Below are 18,800 nucleotides of genomic sequence, written 5' to 3'. Positions count from 1 at the left end.
GGGTCAGGGCTGGCGCTGCTCGATGATGCTGTTGCGCAGCGCCAGGTGGACGAGGGCGGCGGGGCCGGGCACGTCGAGCTTTTCCTTGATGCAGGTCTGGTGGTTGGCCACCGTCTTGCTGCTCACGTGCAGCAGGCGGGCGCAGTCGGCGGCGCTGCGGCCTTCGGCCAGCAGGCGGAAGATTTCGAATTCACGCTGGCTCAGGCTGCTCAAGCGCTGCGCTTCCGCGCTGGCTGCGCCCTGCAGCACGCCGGGCGCGCTGTGCGGGTCCAGGTAGCGCCGGCCCGCGTGGGCGGCGCGCACGGCGTCGACCAGGTGTTCCGGGTCGGCTTGCTTGCTGACGAAGCCGCAGGCGCCGCCGTCAAACGCGCGCGCGATCAGCTGCGGCGTGTCGTGCATGCTGAATACCAGCACGCGGGCAGCCGCATCGCGCGCGAGCAGCTTGCGCAGCAATTCCAGGCCGCCGATGCCGGGCATGGACAAATCCGTCACGCAGACGTCGGGCGCCTGCTCCTGGTACAAGCCATACGCCGTTTCGCCATTGCCCGCCTCGGCCACGACGGCGATGTCGCCGCCCTGTTCCAGCAGGCGGCGGTAGCCCGTGCGCACCACGGGATGGTCGTCCACCAGCATCACGCGGATCGGCCGCATGTTGCCGTTCATGGCGCTCATGCCGCGCACCGGGCGGCCAGGGCCACTTCGATGCGCAAGCCGTTGTCCAGCGCGCTGATCCAGCGGATATGGCCGCGCAAGCCCGCCACGCGCTCGCGCATGCCCAGCATGCCGAAACCGGATTCCTGCTGCGCGTCCTGGCGCAAACCCTGGCCATTGTCTTCGATGGCCAGGTGCAGCAAGCCGTGCGCATCGGCGCGCAATTCCACCGTGGCACGGTCGGCCCCCGCGTGGCGCGCCACGTTCGTCAAGCCTTCCTGCACCAGGCGGTAGATGGCGGTGGCGGTGCTGTCGTCGAGGCCGATGGGGATGGCGTGCGGTGTGAAATGGCAGGCGATGCCGTGCTGCTGCGCCCAGCTGTCGCACAGCGCCTGCAGGGCCGCTTCCAGGCCCAGGCTGTCGAGCACGGGCGGGCGCAGCCGGCGCAGCATGGTGCGCACCATCGCATGCAGCGCTTCCGAGGAGCGGGCGATGCTGGCGGCGCACGCCTGCACGTTTGCCTGGTCGCTTGCGCCGGCGCGCAGGATGTAGCTGGCGGCCGCGCGGATGGCCGTGCAATCCTGTCCCACTTCATCGTGCAGTTCGCGCGCCAGCGCGCAGCGCTCCTCTTCCTGCGCGCGCAGCAGGCGCTGCGTCAGGGCGCGGTTCTGCGCCAGCAGCAACGCCACCTGGCGTTCCCGCCGCACGGCAAGGCCGGCCAGCGCCAGTACCAGCACCAGCAGGCTCAGGACCAGTTCATCGAGCTGCAAGTGTTCCTGCCGCGCGAATGCCTGCGTCAGCCGTTCGGCCAGGTCCAGCCTGGCGGCCAGCAGGAAAAAAGCCAGCGCCAGGGCGCAGCACATGATGTTGCGCCGGACCGGGCGCGTGCCTGTGCGGCCGCTGGCGGCCAGTTGGTCGTGTTGCATGGTGCTGCTCCCCGGGCATGGTCGATCTTCTGGTTGTGCAAGCTTCATGCCATCGGCGCAGTGGCGCGACGGGACGCGTCATGCGTTGCGCAGGGGGACGGGCAAGTGTTCCAGGATGGAACAGGTGTACCGCGATGTGACGGAGAGGAGGGCGCGGCAGGCGCGGTTTTCGAGCTTATCCGAAGTTGCGCCCGCACGCTGGCGCGCACGTCTGCAGTGCGATGGATTGTTGTTCAGATGTAACGTTGAGATTGCTCAAGCTTTCATAGATAAAACAAAACAAAGTTTCGCGGACCTAGATAAAAAATAAATAAATGATATTAAAAATATGATATTTGTTTTATGCGATTTGCTATATTTGTTGACACTTTTGTGAAAAAGCTGAAAGCGGGCGTCAGACCTGCCGACCTATCTATCCACAACAATCAAGGGAATAGAATGAATCGTTTATCACATGCGCGGGTATCGCCCGCCACCGTCAATCCGTCCGCTATCCGCGGTCGCGCCACCGTCCTTGCCGCGCTGGCCGGCTTGTCCGTGCTGGCCTCGGCGCCGGCCATGGCTGGTGTCCTGACTTTCGACAACTTGCGCCCCGATGTCTTTGAAAGCGGCCAGACGCTCAATACGGCGAGCTACAACCTGCTGTTCCTGGCCGATCCGACCACGGCGGCCGGCGGCGGCGTCAGCGGCGTGGGCGCCATCCTCAATGGCCGCGTGGGCTCGTCGTGCGATATCGCCGCCTGCCCGCAGGGCGCCACCGGCAATTACCTGGCCATTCTCAACGATGGCGGCGTGAATTTCTCGCGCGCCGACCGCCAGGCATTCACCCTGGCCGGCTTCGATTATTCCTTCATCGCCCCCGTGTCCGGCTTGCCCAACCAGAATTGGGGCCAGCTGCAGCTGAACGGCACCTTGAGCGACGGCCAGGTGATCAGCACCTCGCTGGCGTTTCCGGGCCAGGGCAGCGACGGCAATTACCATTTCCAGAGCGCTTCGCTGCTGGCGGGCTTCAGCAACTATGCGTTTACGGGCCTGACCTTCAATGCGTGCATCTTCAACGATACGGGCGCGTGCAGCAATTCCCTCGATTTCCCCGCCTTCAACCAGGGCCAGTTCGCGCTCGACAATATCAACATCAGCGCCGTGCCGGAACCGTCGACCTACATGCTGATGCTGGCCGGCCTGGGCGCCATCGGCATGCTGTCGCGCCGCCGCACCGGCAAGTTCGCCGCCTCCACCGTGCAAGGAGCGTAAGATGAAATTACGTCCCGTTTCGCTCGGTATTCTCCTGCTGGCCGCCAGCCTGGCGCAAGCGGCCCAGGCTCAGGAACGCCGCTCCTACATCGTGCAGCTGGTCGACAAGCCGGCCGCCACCTATACGGGCCAGGTCGACGGTCTGGCCGCCACCAAGCCCGCCCCGGGCGCGCGCATCAATGTGGGCGCCGCCGACGTGCAGGCTTACCTGAACTACCTCGACACCAAACAGGCCGCCGTGGCCGGCACCGTCAGCGCGGCCGAAATCACGCACCAGTACAGCGTCGTCTTCAACGGCTTTTCCGCCTTGCTGACGGACGATGAAGTGCGGGCCCTGAAGAAAAACAGCGGCGTGGCCAGCATCAGCGCCGACTCCATCCTGCAGCTCGACACCAGCTACACGCCCAGCTTCCTGGGCCTGGACAAGCCGGGCGGCATCTGGGAGCAGCTGGGCGGCAAGGCGCACGCGGGTGAAGACATCATCATCGGCATCGTCGACAGCGGCATCTGGCCCGAGAACACGGCCTTTGCCGACCGCCTCGACGAGAACGGCGTGCCCAGCCACAGCGGCAACAACGTCGTGTACGGCGCGCCGCCCGCCAGCTGGCAGGGTACTTGCCAGACGGGCGAAGGCTTTGGCGCCGAGAATTGCAACAACAAGCTGATCGGCGCGCGCTACTACCGCGCCGCCACGTCAGCGCTGCACTGGACGGAATTCCTGTCGCCGCGCGATTCCGTCGCCGGCCTGACGGGACACGGCGGCCATGGCACGCACACGGCGTCCACGGCGGGCGGCAACAACGGCGCCCTGGCCACCTCGAACGGCGTATCGCTGGGCAAGGCTTCGGGCATGGCGCCGCGCGCCCGCATCGCCGCCTATAAAGTGTGCTGGACGGCTGCTTCGACGGGCCGCAACGGTTGCGCCACGGCCGACAGCGTGGCCGCCATCGACCAGGCGGTCAAGGATGGCGTCAACGTCATCAACTTCTCCATCGGCCCGAACGCGGGCGGCGGCGCCTTCGACGAACCGACGGAAGTGGCCTTCCTCGGCGCGGCGGCCGCCGGTGTCTTCGTGGCTACGTCCGGCGGCAATTCCGGCCCGGCCACGCCCGCACCGGACGTGCCGGCGCCCGTGTCGCACATCAGCCCCTGGCTGGCGACGGTGGCCAATTCCACCCACAACCGCCTGTACGCGGCCAACGTGATCCTCAGCAGCGGCACGAAGCTGGAAGGCGCATCGAGCAATGCGAAGACGCCGGCGCTGCCGCTGATCCAGGCGCGCGACGCGGGCCTGGCCGGCGTGCTGCCGACGGATGTCAACCTGCTGCGCTGCTTCGGCGTGGCCGATGCCACGTCGGCCTACCTGGACCCGGCGAAAGTGGCGGGCAAGGTGCTGGTGTGCGACCGTGGCGGCAACGTGCTGGTCAACAAGAGCGCGAACGCCAAGACGGCCGGTGCGGCGGGCGTGATCATCGCCAACGTGGCCGGTGGCGCCAACACCATCCTCAACCAGGCGCATGCGCTGTCGACCGTGCACCTGGCGCAGGCGCAGGGCGACGCGCTGAAGGCTTTCATGGCGGCGACGCCCGACGGCACGGCGGCGCTGGACGAGGTGCATACGATACCGGACACCACGGTGCTGGCGCCGATCGTCAGCGACCGTTCGTCGCGCGGCCCGAACGTGGCCAACGCGAACATCCTGAAACCGGACCTGTCGGCGCCCGGCACCAACGTGCTGGCCGGTGTGACGGCCGACCTGACGCAGGCGCAGCGCGATGCCGTGGCAGCGGGCGGCGTGGCGCCGGCGGCCGAGTGGGATTTCTATTCCGGCACCTCGATGGCCAGCCCGCACGTGGCGGGCGTGGCGGCACTGCTCAAGCAGCAGCATCCGGACTGGTCGCCTGCGGCCATCAAGTCGGCGCTGATGACGACGGCCTTCAGCACCTATTCGGACGGCTTGAACGGTTCCGTGTCGTGGGATGCCACGGCGAAGAACTCGGGCCAGCTGCCGTGGGGCCAGGGCGCCGGCCACATCGCGCCGAACAGCGCGGCCGATCCCGGCCTCGTGTACGACATGTCGGAAATCGACTATGCGCGCTTCCTGTGCGGCCTGAACCTGAAGGTCTACAGCGCCGCCACGTGCCAGGCCATCGGCAGCATCGCTGCCTACAACCTGAACCTGGCGTCGCTGACGGCGGCCAATGTGCTGGGCACGCAAACCCTGACGCGCACGGTGACGAACGTGGGCGCCGGCAGCGCCGTCTACACCGTCTCGGCCAGCCTGCCCGGCTACACGGTGGCGGTGACGCCAACCAGCCTGAACCTGGCTCCGGGCGCCAAGGGCCAGTACCAGGTCAAGCTGACGCGCACCACGGCGCCGGCCAATACCTGGACGTACGGCGCCTTGAGCTGGACCGATGGCACGCACACGGTGCGCAGCCCGCTGACGGCGCGCGGCACCTCGCTGGCCGCCATTCCGCTGGTCAGCAGCGAAGCGGCCACGGGCAGCAAGGTGCTGACCCTGGGCACGGGCTTCTCGGGTGCGCTGGTCGGCGTCAAGTCGGGTCTGGTCGAAGCCGTGCGTGAAACGCGCACGATCGGCCAGGCATCGACGGGCGCTGCCGCATCGGCCGCCTGCAAGGCCGGCGGCGCCACGGGCGTGAACGTGCACAACGTGGTGATACCGGCCGGTACTCTGGCGGCGCGCTTCGCCACGTACGACGCGGAAACGACGGGCGGCGCGAATACCGACATGGACATGGAGGTCTACAACGCCGCCAATGTGCTGGTCGGCAGCAGCGGCAACGAAAGTTCCAATGAGCAAGTGGAACTGCGCCTGCCCGCCGCTGGCACCTACAAGGTGTGCGTGATCGGATTCGCGCCGCAAAACGGCCAGGCCGATTACACCTTGTCGTCGTGGGTGCTGGCGCCGGGCTTGTCCAACGGCAGCTTTAAGGCGCTGATGCCGGGCACGGCCTTCACGGGCGGCACGGCTTCCGTCTCGCTGAGCTGGTCCAACCTGGCCGAAGGCAAGCGCCACCTGGGCGCCGTCGGCTACCAGGTGGCTGGCGTGGTGCAGGGCGTCACGGTGGTCGAGGTTAATACCAATGATCCCGTGCCGCTGTTCCAGAACGCGCGCGGCGCCAGGCCGGTGCTGGCCGAGTAATCCGCTGCAGGTGTGAGCGCAAGGCGTGCCTCCGGGCACGCCTTTTTTATTTGACACCCCCCGTTCGGGAGGAATAGCGCTTGCGCGGCGCACATCGCCCCGGTATCTTGTCGAACAGCCATGGCTTTGTGCCCTGGCATTCTTGGGGAGTCGCGCGTGACCAGTTTCCGCACCAATACCGACCGCCTGCTGGAAGTGCGCCTGCAGGATGAAAAAGTGCTGGCCATTGCCGGCGCCATGGTCGCCTATACGGGCAGCATCAAATTTGAAAAATCCCTGCTCGGCGGCGAGGGGATCTTCGGCGCGCTCAAGCGCAAGGTGACGAACGAAGGCATGCAGGTGATGCAGGCCGCCGGCACGGGCACCGTGTTTTTCGCGCAGAATGCGGCCGAGATCACCGTTATCCCGTTGACGGGCGAAAAGCTGACCATCGAAAGCAGCAGCCTGCTGGCCTACGACACGAGCCTGAAGACGGGCACGAGCTTTGCCGGCTTGCGCGGCGCCAGTTCGGGCCAGGGCCTGTTTTCCACCACCGTCGAAGGCCACGGCAACCTGGCCGTCATTTCGCGCGGCAACCTCATCATGCTGGAAGTGACGCCGGCGCACCCGCTGCGCGTGGACCCGGACGCCTTCGTCGGCTTCAAGGGCGATATCCGCCAGGAATTCGTCTTCGACGTCAACTGGCGCACCATGATCGGCCAGAGCTCGGGCGAATCGTACCAGCATAAATTCACAGGCCAGGGCGTGGTGTTCATCCAGCCCGCCGAACGTTAAGTCAGCGAGGACCCGCGATGCCTGTCTATCAGCAGATCAATGAAAAGATGCTCGAGGTTAAACTCGGCAATGAAGAAGTTTTCGCGCGCAAGGGCGCCATGGTGTCCTACCAGGGCGACGTGGCGTTCAGCCGCTCCTTCCTGGCCGGCCAGGGCGTGCAAAGCCTGGCCATGCGCGCCGTCACGAACGAGGGCTATGCCCTGATGTCGGCGCGCGGCACGGGCAGCGTGTTTTACGCGCAGGGCGGCCTGTTCGTCACCATCGTCCCCGTGCGCGGCGAAACGTTCTATGTGGAAAGCGATTCCCTGCTGGCCTTCGATGCGCGCCTGACGGCCGGCACCATGTTCCTCGGTAACCAGGGCGGCGTGCAGGGCGTGGTGCGCGGCATGGCCTCGGGGCAGGGCTTGTTTACCACCACCTTGCAAGGCACGGGCGAAGTGGCAATCCTGTCCGACGGCAACGCCATCGGCTTGCCCGTCACGCCGGACGTGCCCGTGTTCGTGGACCCGCAAGCGTATATCGGCCACACGGGGCAATTGAGCTCGACCATCGTCACGGACCTGAACTGGAAAACCTTCGTCGGCCAGGCATCGGGCGAGTCCTACCAGGTGAAGTTTACGGGCCAGGGCACGGTCTACATCCAAGCGAGCGAAAGGTAAGCCATGACGATTTACACCCCCGATACCTTGCCGAAGAACGATAACCTGAACCGTTTTTCGTATGTCATCGACGTCAAGGAACAGATCTTCATTCGCAAGGGCAAGATGATCGCCTTCTATGGCGAGCTGCGCTTCGAAGCCATGGGCAGCAGCGTGCTCGACCTGATCGTGCGCAATGCCTTCAATGCCCCCAAGTATGTGCACCACTTTGTCGTGGCGCAAGGGCAGGGGCAATTGATCCTGGGCGACAATGGCAACGACCTGGCGTGCTACGACCTGGACAACGCCAACATGACCATCCGCGCGAAGAATCTGCTGGGTTTTACCAAGGACGTGATTTGCCAGGAATCGACCCTGCCCGGCTATCTGACCATGATAGGCACGGGTAAAGTGATCGCCTCGTCGAACGGCCCCGTGCATTTCCTCGAATTGCCGTGCCGCGTGGACGAGCAGGCCGTGCTGGGCTGGGCCGACTGCCCCAGCCCGTCCTACCACTACGACTATGCCCACGTGCAGGGCTGGGCCTCGGCCGCCGGCGCGCTCACGGGTTTCAGTTTGTCTGGCGAGGAAAAGCAGATCGATTTCACGGGCGCCGGCACGGTGCTGGTGCAGTCGTCCGAGCTGGACGTGACGGGCAGCTCCGCCCTGGCCCAGCTGCTGGCGCAATTGCCCCTGCTGGGCAAGGAAGACCTGGGTACCTTGAGTCTTTCTGTCCAGCAGCAGATGAAGGATACTCGTTAGCTTACTCATTCAAGAGTACCTGACAGAGCCGTAGCGAGCGGAAGGGAGAGGTGGCCGAGAGGCGCAACTGTACTGAAGTACAGTGAGCATCGCAGGCCGCCTATACCGACGCGCAGTAGGTTCGGTCAGGTGCTCAAGGCCGCGCCCAGCTGGGCGGCCGCTTCTCTAGGAAGGCGGTGACGCCTTCGTCCGCATCCTCTTCCATCATGTTGCGCGCCATCACGTCGCCCGCATACGCATACGCGTCGTCCAGCGGCAGCTGGCGCTGTTTGTAAAACATCTGCTTGCCGTAGCGGATGGCCGTGGGGCTTTTCGCCATGATCTGCTGCGCCAGGCGCGCCACGGCGTCGTCGAGTGCCGCGTCGGCCACCGTTTCATTGATCAAGCCCCAGTCGGCGGCCGTGTCGGCATCGATGAAGCGGCCCGTCACCAGCATGTCGAAGGCCCGCTTGGTCGATACATTGCGCGAGAGGGCCACGGACGGCGTGGCGCAGAACAGGCCCACGTTGATGCCGGACACGGCAAAGCGTGCCGACGCGCCCGCCACGGCCAGGTCGCAGCTGGCGACCAGTTGGCAGCCGGCCGCCGTGGCGATGCCGTGTACGCGGGCAATCACGGGCACGGGCAGGGTTTGAATGGCTTGCATCACGCGCGAACATTGCGCAAACAGGGTTTGATAATACGCAAGCTGGCGCGTGGCCTGCATCTGGCGCAAGTCGTGGCCCGCGCAAAAGGCCTTGCCCTCGGCGGCCAGCACCACGCAGCGCACGTGCGGCTGCCCGGCGATGAGGTCGAGTTCAGCCTGCAGCGCCGCCAGCATGGCTTCCGACAGGGCATTGAATTGCAGGGGACGGTTCAGCCTCAGGGTGACCAGGCCACCCTCGTCCTCGCGCAGCACCAGCGGCGCTGCGGTGTCATGTGTTGCGGTCATGCGGTCTCCAGCGGCCTGATGGCCTTGTTTTTGTCAGCAACGCTTATTTGGCGGCGTTGACGCTGCCGATGCCGGCGATCGACTTGTGCACGATCTTCGGCTTGCCGTAATAGGTCAGTTCGCCCATGCCGCGCACCACGGCGTTCAGCTCGCCCGAGGAGTACACCTTGACGGAGCCGATGCCGTCGAAATTGACGTCGACGTTTTTCGCCAGCAAGGCTTTCGTATCGACTTCGCCCACGCCTTGCGCTTTCAGGCGCAGCCAGTCGACCTGGCCATCGGCGGCCAGGCGTCCCGCGCCCTTGTAGCTGATGTCGACCCGCGGGCCATTGAGCTTGGTCAGGATCTTTTCGCCCGCGCCTTCCGCGATCAGCTTGCGCAAGGTGGGCATGGTGATGATGATCCGCGGATCGCCATCCGTTTTCTTGATGTCCTTGTCCTTCATGGAAATTTTCAGCTCGCCGTCGACCACTTCCGTGATCACGCCGCTGAGGAATTTCTGGTCGCCGCGCAGCAGCAGGGTCTGCTCTTTGCCCGACTCGATTTCGATGTTGATGGGGCCGCGGATGTCGATGGCGTTGAAGGCGCCCACCGTGCGCGCCTGCTCGTCGGCATGCGCGACGCTCGCGAGGCAGGCAAGGGACAGGATGGACAACTGAAACAGATGACGCATGGCGGTTTCCTTGAATAGTTGATCAGTGTATTCTAGGGCGGAAGCTCTCGCAAAAGGGAGAAAGTTGCGATGCACTGCACAAATCGCGGCATCGATGAGACAGCGCCGCTGCCGGCCAGGCGCGCGCCCGGCAAGCTGCCGTTCGGCTATGCTATGGCGTACCGCGTCCTGGAGACTGCATGAAAAATTACCACAAAGAAGACTATCCCGTCGCCGATATCCGCCGCTTCCTCGAACCGGGGCCGGTGGTGCTGGTCAGTTCCACCTGGAAGGGCGAGAGCGACGTCATGACCATGGCCTGGCACATGCTGATGGAATTTACGCCATCGTTGCTGGGCTGCTTCATTTCCGACGCGAACCACAGCTATGAAATGATCAAGCGCAGCATGGAGTGCGTGATCAACCTGCCCACGGCCGACATGGTCGACCAGGTGGTCGCCATCGGCAACTGCAGCGGCGAAGACACGGACAAGTTCGCCGCCTTCGGCTTGACGGCGCAGCCGGCCGAGCAGGTGGGCGCGCCTCTGATTGCCGAGTGCTATGCCAACTTCGAATGCAAGCTGGCCCAGGTGGCGGGCAATCCGAAAGGGGGCTTTTTCATTTTCGAGTGCGTGAAAGCCCACGTGGCCACTTCGCCCAAGCTGCCCGAAACCCTGCACTACCGGGGCAACGGCGAGTTCATGGTGTCGGGCCGCACCATCAGCCGCAAGAGTTTGATGAAACCGGAAATGCGTTAACCCCAAACGCAAGGGCTGGGGTCGGACCCTGAGGGTCCGACCCCAGATTTTGTCATTGGGTTAAATCACCCCTTGCGCCAGCATCGCATCGGCCACTTTCACGAAGCCGGCGATATTGGCGCCATCCACATAGCTGACGGAACCATCGGCGCGCGTGCCGTATTGCTTGCATGCGGCGTGGATGCCTTGCATGATCTGCAGCAAACGCGCATCGACTTCTTCGCGGGGCCACGACATGCGGGCCGCGTTCTGGCTCATTTCCAGGCCGGATGTCGCCACACCGCCCGCATTGCTGGCCTTGCCCGGCGCATACAGCACACCGGCCGCCTCGAACGCCTTTGCCGCCTCGATGGTGGTGGGCATGTTGGCGCCTTCGGCCACGCACTGCACGCCATTGGCAATCAGGGTGCGCGCATCGTCGATGTCCAGTTCGTTTTGCGTGGCGCAGGGCAGGGCGATATCGACGGGCACATGCCATGGCGAGGCGCCCGCCGCGAAGCGCACGCCCGTGCGTTCCGCGTAGTCGCTGACCCTGCCATACAGATGGTTCTTGATCTCCATCAAGATGGCCAGCTTGTCCGGCGTAAAGCCCTCTTCGTCGATGATGGTGCCGCTGGAATCGGAGACGGTGATGACTTTGGCGCCCATGGCCATGGCTTTTTCCACCGCGTACTGCGCCACGTTGCCCGAGCCGGAAATGGACACGCGCATGCCTTCGAACGAACGGCCCCGCGTTTTCAGCATTTCTTCGGCAAAATACACAGTGCCGTAGCCCGTCGCTTCCGGACGCATCAGCGAGCCGCCGAAGCTGGCGCCCTTGCCCGTGAAGACACAGTCGGCGCGGTTGCTGAGTTTTTTCATCATGCCGGCCATGTAGCCCACTTCGCGCCCGCCCACGCCGATATCGCCGGCCGGCACGTCCGTGTCCGAACCCACATGACGGAACAGTTCGCTCACGAAGGCCTGGCAGAAACGCATCACTTCGCCCGGGCTCTTGCCCTTCGGATCGAAATCGGCGCCGCCCTTGCCGCCGCCCATGGGCAAGGTCGTCAGCGCATTCTTGAATGTCTGTTCGAAGGCGAGGAATTTCAGCACGGACAAGGTCACGGACGGGTGGAAGCGGATGCCGCCCTTGTACGGCCCGATGGCCATGCTGTGCTGGATGCGGTAGCCGCGGTTCACTTGTACTTGCCCATGGTCATCGACCCACGACACGCGGAACATCACCACGCGCTCTGGCTCGATCAAGCGTTCCAGCAAGCCTTGTTCCGCGTATTTCGGGTGCTGTTCCAGGAACGGCCACAAGCTCTCCATGACTTCGGTGACGGCTTGCAGAAACTCGGGTTGACCTGGATTGCGTGCGACGACATGCTGGACATACTCGTGAGCAGATGCGTATTTCATCAGAATTCCATGGAGGTGATCGGTTATTTGGGCAACTATCATCGCAGATTTTGCACGAAAATAGTGCGGAAATTTGGTTTTGAGGGGTTTCTGCTACATTTTGGGGATTTTCTGGCGAAGCTTTGCCGTCGCTGGAAAGGCAACTGGTCTGCCAGGAAAAACAACCAAGTGGCACTGTCGTTACCGCGTCACGGCAAGGCTGGTCCACGCCGTGGCGCGGTGGCATCGCCATGATGCGATACCGCTGGTCACCAGCTTTCCCCGGCGCGCTGCGCGCGCTTGCACACAGCGGTCGCCGCCATGTTCCGCGCAGAAACGACAACGCCAGCCCGAAGGCTGGCGTTGTCGTGTGTCATGCAGTTTGCCTGGCGCACGCCAGTACCCTGATCATCCCGCCATGCTGCGCAATATCAATCCCGTGATGTAGGCGCCATAGGTGCCCAGCGCATAGCCGAGCACGGCCAGCAGCACGCCCACGGGCGCCAGGGCCGGGTGGAAGGCGCTGGCGATGACGGGCGCCGAGGCGGCGCCGCCGATGTTCGCCTGCGATCCCACGGCCATGAAGAACAGGGGCGCGCGGATCAGCTTGGCGACGAGCAGCATCAGGCCGCCATGGACGGCGATCCAGATCAGGCCCAGCAGGAATAAAAAGGGCTTGTCGAGCAGGGCTTTCAAGTCCATGTGCATGCCGATGGTGGCCACCAGCACGTACAGCATGGCCGAACCGATGGTCGATGCCCCCGCGCCTTCCAGGCTGCGCGCCCGGGTAAAACTGAGCAGCAGGCCGAACGTGGTGGCGAGCACGACGATCCAGAAGAAGGCCGACGTCAGGCTGTAATCCTGCAAGCGCCAGACGGCCGGCAAGGTGGTGATCCAGCTGATGATGGGGCCGGCCAGGAAATGCGACAGGCCCGTCACGCCCAGGCCCACGCCGAGGATGATCATGATGTCCGTCAGGCTGGCAACACGCGCGTGCTGGGCGCGGTAGCTTTCGATGCTGTCCTTGAGCGCATTGATGGCGGACAAGTCCGCGCCCGTCCAGCGGTCGAACGCGCCTGCGCGGCCGGCCAGGAACAGCAGCACGGCCGTCCAGATGTTGGCCACCAGCACATCGACGGCGACGAACTGGCCAAACAGGGTGGCGTCCACGTCAAACACTTCCTTCATGGCCGCCTGGTTGGCGCCGCCGCCTATCCACGAGCCGGCGACAGTCGTCATGCCGCGCCATGTGTCGCCCGCCACCGTTTCCGGGTGGATCAAACGCAAGGCTTCGAACGAGACGAGGGCGCCCAGCATCACGCCCAGCGTCCCGGTGAGAAACATGATGATGGCCTTGGGGCCGAGGCGGATGATGCCGCCGAAATCGATGGCCACGCACAGCAGGACCAGCGCGCTGGGCAGCAGATAGTCGCGCGCCACGGCGTACAGGCCCGACGTGCTGCCGTCGATGATGCCAAACGTGTTGAGCAGCGCCGGGATCAGATAGCACATCAGCAGCGACGGGATATACGTATAGAACTTTTTCCAGAAGCCGTCCGGGCGGGAAGCGGTCCAGAAAACGGCTCCCAGGGTCATGGCGAGCAGGCCGAGGACGACGGCGTCATTGGTGATGAGGGCAGGAGTGGCAGGTGGCATCGGGGGTTCCGGTGAACGTGTCAGGAACGCACGGGATGCCGATACGGCCCCCGGGCGCAGGGTGGCCGTATCGTATAGCAATGTTGAGGCTTAAACAAATTGTTTGAGCGCCAGGGTGCAAATTTTTTCTTGTCAAATCAAACACTTACATACTGGTTCACCACTGTGCACCCCAGACTGGCGGTTACAAATAGCGGGCCAGCAAGGCCTTGTCCAGCGCCCCGTCGAGTTCGATGCGCACGAAGTGGCCGCTGCCGGGCGCCACCTGGATCTCGCTGCCGTCGTCGGCCAGCATGCGCGCGATGGTGATGTCGCGGTTGCCGCCCGGATGCACGGCTTCGATGCGGTCGCCCACGGCAAAGCGGTTTTTCACTTCCACCCTGGCCCAGCCGTCCGTCACGCCCAGCACGTCGCCCACGTACTGGCTGCGGTCCGCCTCGGAGGCGCCGCGCATGTAGTTCTGGTGCGCCTGCGTGTGGTGGCGCTGATAGAAACCGTCCGTGTAGCCGCGGTTGGCCAGGCCTTGCAGCTGGCCCAGCAGGCTGATATCGAAGGGCCTGCCCGCGACGGCGTCATCGATGGCCTGGCGGTAGACTTGCGCCGTGCGCGCCGCGTAGTACAGCGACTTGGTGCGGCCCTCGACCTTCAGCGAATCGACGCCGATCTTGACCAGGCGCTCGATGTGCTCGACGGCGCGCAAGTCCTTCGAGTTCATGATGTAGGTGCCGTGCTCGTCTTCGAGTATCGGCATCAGCTGGCCCGGGCGCTGCGCTTCTTCAATCAGATACGGCTGGTCGGCCAGCGGGTGGCGCGGCTGCTGGTGCAGGGCGGAAAACGCGTTGTTGTCGGCCTCGGCCAGCGCCTGGTGAAATGCCAGCGGCACCACCTGCATGCCGCCCAGGTCGCCGCTGGCGTCTTCCGCCGCGTTTTTCACCTTGTAATCCCAGCGGCAGGAATTCGTGCACGTGCCCTGGTTCGGGTCGCGGTGGTTGAAATAGCCGGACAGCAGGCAGCGGCCCGAATAGGCGATGCACAGGGCGCCGTGGACGAACACTTCCAGTTCCATCTCCGGGCAGCGCTGGCGGATTTCCTCGATTTCGTCGAGCGACAGCTCGCGCGACAAAATCACGCGCGTCAGGCCCATGCGGTGCCAGAATTTCACGTCGGCCCAGTTGACGGCATTTGCCTGCACGGACAGGTGCACGGGGATCTCCGGCCACTTGTCGCGCACCATCATGATCAGGCCCGGATCGGCCATGATCAGGGCGTCCGGGCGCATGGCGATCACCGGCTCCATGTCGCGCAAATACGTTTTCAGCTTGGCGTTGTGGGCGAAGATATTGCTGGCAACAAAGAATTGCTTGCCGCGCGCATGCGCACCGTCTATGCCCTCCTGCAAGGCTTGCAAGGTCGAAAAATCGTTATTGCGCACGCGCAAACTGTAGCGGGGCTGGCCCGCGTAGACGGCGTCGGCGCCATAGTCGAAGGCGGCATGCATCTTGGCCAGCGAGCCGGCAGGCAGGAGTAATTCGGGAGCGTGGCGCATGGGGGATGGGCAAAGCCGGCGATTGTAGGCGGGCGGCGCGCGCATTGCATTGCCCTGGATCAAGGGATTGCAAGGCGCTGCGCCGTGGCAGCCTAGGCGGCCGGACAGATGTTCTGGTTGGCGCGGAACAGGTTGGCGGGATCGTATTGCTGCTTGATGCGCGCCAGGCGCGGATAGTTCACGCCATACGCGTCGACCGTGCGCCCGCCTTCATCGTCGGTCAGGAAATTGACGTACACGCTGCCCGTCGCATACGGCGCCGCGTCGTTGAAGAAGTCGCGTGCCCAGGCGATGCAGCGTGCATCATCGGCCGGCTCGTCCCAGCGCGTGTGCACGTTCATCACGTACAGGGCGTCGCGGTGCGGATAAGCCGTATCCTGCGGCGCCGGCCGGCTCGCCTGCGCGCCCAGCAGGCCGAGGAAGATTTCGCATTGCGGCGTCGGCAGCTTGCCCGCATGGCGGATGACGGTATCGATGGCCGCGTCGCTGAGCTGCGTGAAGTTGTGCGATTTCCAGTAATTGCGCGCGCCCGGCGTGAGCAGGGCATCGAAGGCCTGTTGCCAGGCCGTGTACGGCATGCTGCCCACGTGCATGCCCAGCGGCTGGCCGAAGCTGCCGATGCGCTCGATCGCTTCCTGCATGGCGGCAGATTGCACGGGCGAAAAGACGGGCAGGACCAGCACGTCCTGGCCGTGCACTTCCGGCGGCAGGAAGGGCAGCGGCGGCGCCTTGCGCAAGACGGCCCAGACGGTCAATTCATCGGGCATGCCATCGACGAAGTCGCGGTATTTCGTCAGCACCGCCTTGGCTTGTGCGTAGGGGAACACGATGAGGCCGGCCGTCACTTGCGGCCCCACGGGATGCAGCTGGAATTCGAAGCGCGTGACCACGCCGAAGTTGCCGCCGCCGCCACGCAAGGCCCAGAACAGGTCGGGATGTTCCGTCGCGCTTGCGTGCAGGAATTGGCCGTCGGCCGTGACGACGTCGGCCGCCAGCAGGTTGTCGGCCGCCAGGCCCAGCGTACGGCTGAGCCAGCCAAAACCGCCGCCCAGGGTCAGCCCTGCCACGCCGGTGGTGGAATTGATGCCCAGCGGCGTGGCCAGGCCGAATGCCTGCGCTTCGTGATCGAAGTCGTGCAAGATGGCTCCGCCTTCGACATGGGCGCGGCGTTGTTGCGGATCGATATGCACCGAGCGCATGCCCGACAGGTCGATCACCAGTCCATCGTCGCACAGGGCGCTGCCGGCGATATTGTGGCCGCCGCCGCGCACGGCCAGGGGCAGGCCGCGGTCGCGCGCATACGCCAGCGTCGCGCGCACGTCGGCCGTGCCCGCGCAGCGCGCGATGAGGGCAGGATGCCGGTCGATCATCGCATTCCAGACGGCGCGCGCGCTGTCGTAGCCGGCGTCGTTCGTTTGTAACAGTTGCCCTCTCAATGAGGCTTGCAACTCATTGAGCTGGCCGTTCGTCAAGGTATTCATCGTGTACCTCCCAGCAGCTGCATGCGGTTATGGGTATGGTGACGGGAAACAGGAGGACGGTTCCCGCGTGCCGGCCTGCATGCATCGTTTGCCAGCGCGTGGTTTCATGATAGGAAGGCACCAGACGGTACGCAAGCCCAGGTGCTGGCAAATGAAACAAGGAAGTACGAGGGCTTGCGCTGCGACAGACGATGGGCCGCCTGAACGACGGGGCTGCCGTTTCAGGCGTAGGGCGTGCCCGCCATGGCAGCGTCCAGGCCCGTGTGCCCGCGGTCTACCAGGGACAGGAAGCCGGCCTTGGCCAGCCGCGCGTCGCCATGTTGCGCGAAGGCACGGTGCGCTTCGACGAGGGCGGTGCTCCAGGTGGCCAGCAGCAGGCTGGCCGCCAGGTGGGCGAGGGGATCGTTTGCATCGCGCCCCGTGGCGTCGGTCAGCGCTTGCGCCACCACGTGCGCCAGCTCGTCGCGGATGGCCCGCGCCCGCGCTTTCAAGGTAGCGCTGGCCTCGATGGTGGCAATGAAGCCCTGGCCTGCAGCGGAAAAGCTGACGTAGGGGCTGTCCTCGGCCACCAGCCGGTGCGCCAGCAGGCGCAGGGTTTCGATGGGCGCGATGGCGGGATCGCGCTGGCGCAGCGCCGCGCGCAGCAGTTCGCGCCCCTCTTCCTCGCGGTCGAAGAACATGTCTTCCTTGCGGGGGAAGTGGTTGAACACCGTCATGCGCCCCACGCTGGCGGCCGCCGCGATCTCGTCCACCGTCACCTGCTCGAAGCCGCGCACGAAGAACAGGCGCGTGGCGGCATTCGAGATGGCTTGCCGGGTAGCAAGGCGTTTGCGGGAGCGGAGGTCGGCAGGAATCGTCATGTTGCCACGATCATACACTAAGTGTACTGGGTATATATAAAGCTTGGCGGCGCAGGAATGCCGGGCGTATTATTTATGTACTGAGTGCATATTTAGATTGAGTATATGAAAGTATCCGTTTCCGCCAGCCCGTCGCCCGTCATGCAGCGCGCGCTGCCTGTCATCTTTGCCACTGTCGTCCTCGATGCCGTGGGCATCGGCCTGATCTTCCCCATCTTGCCCGCGCTGCTGCAGGAGGTCACGCATGCGGCCAGCGTGGCGCCGTACATCGGCATCCTGACGGCCTTGTACGCATTGATGCAGTTCATGTTTGCGCCCGTGCTGGGTGCGCTCAGCGACCGCCTGGGCCGGCGTCCCGTGCTGCTGGTCTCGCTGGCGGGCGCCGCCGTCAATTACCTGTTCCTGGCCTTTGCGCCCAGCCTGTGGATGCTGCTGCTGGGACGCGCCATCGCGGGGGTGACGAGCGCCAACGTCTCCGTGGCCACGGCCTACATCACCGATATTTCTCCCGAGGCGACGCGGGCGCGCCGCTTCGGCTTGCTCAACGCCATGTTCGGCGCAGGCTTCATCATCGGGCCCGTGCTGGGCGGCGCGCTGGGCGACTACGGGCTGCGCCTGCCGTTCATGGCGGCGGCAGTCTTGAATGCCGGCAACCTGCTGCTGGCGTTGCTGATGCTGCCCGAATCCCGCCCGCCCACACAGGGGAAAATCGACCTGGCGGCATTGAATCCCTTGCGGCCGCTGCGCTGGGTCTGGTCGCAAAAGCGCTTGCTGCCCATTGCCTTCATCTTCTTTACCTTCAGCGCGGCAGGCGAAGTGTATGGCGTGTGCTGGGCGCTGTGGGGGCGCGACGCGTTCGGGTGGAATGGCTTGTGGATCGGCCTGTCGCTGGGCGCCTTTGGCGTATGCCAGGCGCTGGCCCAGGCCTTCTTGCCCGGCCCGGCCGTCAAACTGCTGGGCGAGCGCGCCACCATCCTGGGCGGTGTGGTATGCGCGGGCGTGGCGCTGCTCGTCATGGCCTTTGCCACGCGCAGCTGGATGATCTTCGCCATCATGCCCGTGTTCGCCTTGGGCGGCATCGGCGCACCGGCCCTGCAGTCGCTGGCCACGCGCCAGGTTGCGGACGACCGGCAAGGCCAGTTCCAGGGCGTGCTGGCTTCGTCCGTGAGCCTCGCATCCGTGCTGTGCCCGCTGGTGTTTTCCAGCATTTATTTTGGCGTGAGAGCGCACTGGCCCGGCGCCGTCTGGCTGTCGGTGCTCGTCATGTACGCCGCCCTGGTGCCGCTCGTGCTGGGCCTGGACATCAGGGCGCCTGCCCGCAAGCTGGCGTCCTGAGCGGGCCATTGCGCGCGGGCGGCGCGT

The 18,800-nt window shown here is 64.9% G+C and carries 16 protein-coding genes; 7 read left to right on the top strand and 9 right to left on the bottom strand.

Going from position 1 to position 18,800, the window contains the following annotated elements:
- Positions 1-3: 3 nt before the first annotated feature.
- Together GCN75_RS20100 and GCN75_RS20095 are read right to left on the bottom strand one after the other, a co-directional pair.
- A complete protein-coding gene (locus GCN75_RS20100; RefSeq protein WP_226941484.1) occupies positions 4-672 on the bottom strand; it encodes a response regulator transcription factor in 669 nt (222 codons plus the stop codon).
- Positions 669-1,577 (bottom strand): histidine kinase, encoded by a 909-nt coding sequence (locus GCN75_RS20095; RefSeq protein ID WP_193317578.1) that lies wholly within the window; start codon positions 1,575-1,577, stop codon positions 669-671. The genes GCN75_RS20100 and GCN75_RS20095 overlap by 4 nt, the downstream gene beginning before the upstream one ends.
- Before the next feature lie 438 nt (positions 1,578-2,015).
- Here GCN75_RS20095 and GCN75_RS20090 point away from each other — a divergent pair, with 438 nt between their 5' ends.
- The 5 genes from GCN75_RS20090 to GCN75_RS20070 all read left to right on the top strand — a co-directional run bounded on the left by GCN75_RS20090 (position 2,016) and on the right by GCN75_RS20070 (position 8,171).
- Positions 2,016-2,831 (top strand): NF038120 family PEP-CTERM protein, encoded by an 816-nt coding sequence (locus GCN75_RS20090; RefSeq protein ID WP_193317577.1) that lies wholly within the window; start codon positions 2,016-2,018, stop codon positions 2,829-2,831.
- 1 nt (position 2,832) lies between these two features.
- Positions 2,833-5,997: a S8 family serine peptidase gene (locus tag GCN75_RS20085; RefSeq protein ID WP_152283986.1), complete on the top strand. Its 3,165-nt coding sequence runs from the start codon at positions 2,833-2,835 to the stop codon at positions 5,995-5,997.
- Between the two features lie 156 nt (positions 5,998-6,153).
- A complete protein-coding gene (locus GCN75_RS20080) occupies positions 6,154-6,771 on the top strand; it encodes an AIM24 family protein (RefSeq protein ID WP_226941483.1) in 618 nt (205 codons plus the stop codon).
- 17 nt (positions 6,772-6,788) lie between these two features.
- Entirely contained in the window at positions 6,789-7,430 is a 642-nt protein-coding gene (locus GCN75_RS20075; protein ID WP_034784288.1) for an AIM24 family protein, read from the top strand.
- Positions 7,431-7,433: 3 nt separating this feature from the next.
- Entirely contained in the window at positions 7,434-8,171 is a 738-nt protein-coding gene (locus tag GCN75_RS20070) for an AIM24 family protein (protein ID WP_152283984.1), read from the top strand.
- A 133-nt stretch (positions 8,172-8,304) separates the two neighbouring features.
- Here GCN75_RS20070 and GCN75_RS20065 read toward each other — a convergent pair whose 3' ends face one another.
- Positions 8,305-9,102, bottom strand: a complete 798-nt coding sequence (locus GCN75_RS20065; protein ID WP_152283983.1) for an enoyl-CoA hydratase — start codon at positions 9,100-9,102, stop codon at positions 8,305-8,307.
- Between the two features lie 43 nt (positions 9,103-9,145).
- Positions 9,146-9,775 (bottom strand): head GIN domain-containing protein, encoded by a 630-nt coding sequence (locus tag GCN75_RS20060; protein ID WP_152283982.1) that lies wholly within the window; start codon positions 9,773-9,775, stop codon positions 9,146-9,148.
- A 179-nt stretch (positions 9,776-9,954) separates the two neighbouring features.
- Between GCN75_RS20060 and GCN75_RS20055 the strand changes: the two genes are divergently transcribed.
- Positions 9,955-10,512 carry a flavin reductase family protein gene (locus GCN75_RS20055; RefSeq protein WP_152283981.1) on the top strand — a complete coding sequence of 186 codons (558 nt, stop codon included), beginning with the start codon at positions 9,955-9,957 and terminating at the stop codon, positions 10,510-10,512.
- Between the two features lie 60 nt (positions 10,513-10,572).
- Here GCN75_RS20055 and gdhA read toward each other — a convergent pair whose 3' ends face one another.
- The 5 genes from gdhA to GCN75_RS20030 all read right to left on the bottom strand — a co-directional run bounded on the left by gdhA (position 10,573) and on the right by GCN75_RS20030 (position 17,438).
- Entirely contained in the window at positions 10,573-11,916 is a 1,344-nt protein-coding gene (gdhA, locus tag GCN75_RS20050) for an NADP-specific glutamate dehydrogenase (RefSeq protein WP_152283980.1), read from the bottom strand.
- 387 nt (positions 11,917-12,303) lie between these two features.
- Entirely contained in the window at positions 12,304-13,551 is a 1,248-nt protein-coding gene (locus tag GCN75_RS20045; RefSeq protein ID WP_152283979.1) for a DUF819 family protein, read from the bottom strand.
- Between the two features lie 184 nt (positions 13,552-13,735).
- The gene (gene trhP / locus GCN75_RS20040) at positions 13,736-15,097 is read right to left on the bottom strand and encodes a prephenate-dependent tRNA uridine(34) hydroxylase TrhP (RefSeq protein ID WP_152283978.1); all 1,362 of its coding nucleotides are present in this window, start codon (positions 15,095-15,097) and stop codon (positions 13,736-13,738) included.
- 92 nt (positions 15,098-15,189) lie between these two features.
- Positions 15,190-16,578: an FAD-binding oxidoreductase gene (locus tag GCN75_RS20035; protein WP_152283977.1), complete on the bottom strand. Its 1,389-nt coding sequence runs from the start codon at positions 16,576-16,578 to the stop codon at positions 15,190-15,192.
- Between the two features lie 221 nt (positions 16,579-16,799).
- On the bottom strand, positions 16,800-17,438 hold the full coding sequence (locus GCN75_RS20030; protein ID WP_152283976.1) for a TetR/AcrR family transcriptional regulator: 639 nt from the start codon (positions 17,436-17,438) through the stop codon (positions 16,800-16,802).
- A 141-nt stretch (positions 17,439-17,579) separates the two neighbouring features.
- Between GCN75_RS20030 and GCN75_RS20025 the strand changes: the two genes are divergently transcribed.
- Positions 17,580-18,773, top strand: coding sequence for a TCR/Tet family MFS transporter (locus GCN75_RS20025; protein WP_152284016.1), 1,194 nt, complete (start codon positions 17,580-17,582; stop codon positions 18,771-18,773).
- The last annotated feature ends 27 nt before the right edge of the window (positions 18,774-18,800 follow it).

Source organism: Janthinobacterium violaceinigrum (genome assembly GCF_009208555.1).
Taxonomy (GTDB): domain Bacteria; phylum Pseudomonadota; class Gammaproteobacteria; order Burkholderiales; family Burkholderiaceae_D; genus Janthinobacterium; species Janthinobacterium violaceinigrum.
The sequence above is the reverse complement of the archived record's forward strand: the minus strand, read 5'-3'. Positions and strand labels throughout refer to the sequence as shown.

What these genes read in the sequence shown, in the direction of transcription:
- GCN75_RS20100 (WP_226941484.1), bottom strand. Translation starts at nt 672, where the DNA reads ATGAGCGCCATGAACGGCAACATGCGGCCGATCCGCGTGATGCTGGTG.
- GCN75_RS20095 (WP_193317578.1), bottom strand. Translation starts at nt 1,577, where the DNA reads ATGCAACACGACCAACTGGCCGCCAGCGGCCGCACAGGCACGCGCCCG.
- GCN75_RS20090 (WP_193317577.1), top strand. Translation starts at nt 2,016, where the DNA reads ATGAATCGTTTATCACATGCGCGGGTATCGCCCGCCACCGTCAATCCG.
- GCN75_RS20085 (WP_152283986.1), top strand. Translation starts at nt 2,833, where the DNA reads ATGAAATTACGTCCCGTTTCGCTCGGTATTCTCCTGCTGGCCGCCAGC.
- GCN75_RS20075 (WP_034784288.1), top strand. Translation starts at nt 6,789, where the DNA reads ATGCCTGTCTATCAGCAGATCAATGAAAAGATGCTCGAGGTTAAACTC.
- GCN75_RS20070 (WP_152283984.1), top strand. Translation starts at nt 7,434, where the DNA reads ATGACGATTTACACCCCCGATACCTTGCCGAAGAACGATAACCTGAAC.
- GCN75_RS20065 (WP_152283983.1), bottom strand. Translation starts at nt 9,102, where the DNA reads ATGACCGCAACACATGACACCGCAGCGCCGCTGGTGCTGCGCGAGGAC.
- GCN75_RS20060 (WP_152283982.1), bottom strand. Translation starts at nt 9,775, where the DNA reads ATGCGTCATCTGTTTCAGTTGTCCATCCTGTCCCTTGCCTGCCTCGCG.
- GCN75_RS20055 (WP_152283981.1), top strand. Translation starts at nt 9,955, where the DNA reads ATGAAAAATTACCACAAAGAAGACTATCCCGTCGCCGATATCCGCCGC.
- gdhA (WP_152283980.1), bottom strand. Translation starts at nt 11,916, where the DNA reads ATGAAATACGCATCTGCTCACGAGTATGTCCAGCATGTCGTCGCACGC.
- GCN75_RS20045 (WP_152283979.1), bottom strand. Translation starts at nt 13,551, where the DNA reads ATGCCACCTGCCACTCCTGCCCTCATCACCAATGACGCCGTCGTCCTC.
- trhP (WP_152283978.1), bottom strand. Translation starts at nt 15,097, where the DNA reads ATGCGCCACGCTCCCGAATTACTCCTGCCTGCCGGCTCGCTGGCCAAG.
- GCN75_RS20035 (WP_152283977.1), bottom strand. Translation starts at nt 16,578, where the DNA reads ATGAATACCTTGACGAACGGCCAGCTCAATGAGTTGCAAGCCTCATTG.
- GCN75_RS20030 (WP_152283976.1), bottom strand. Translation starts at nt 17,438, where the DNA reads ATGACGATTCCTGCCGACCTCCGCTCCCGCAAACGCCTTGCTACCCGG.
- GCN75_RS20025 (WP_152284016.1), top strand. Translation starts at nt 17,580, where the DNA reads ATGCAGCGCGCGCTGCCTGTCATCTTTGCCACTGTCGTCCTCGATGCC.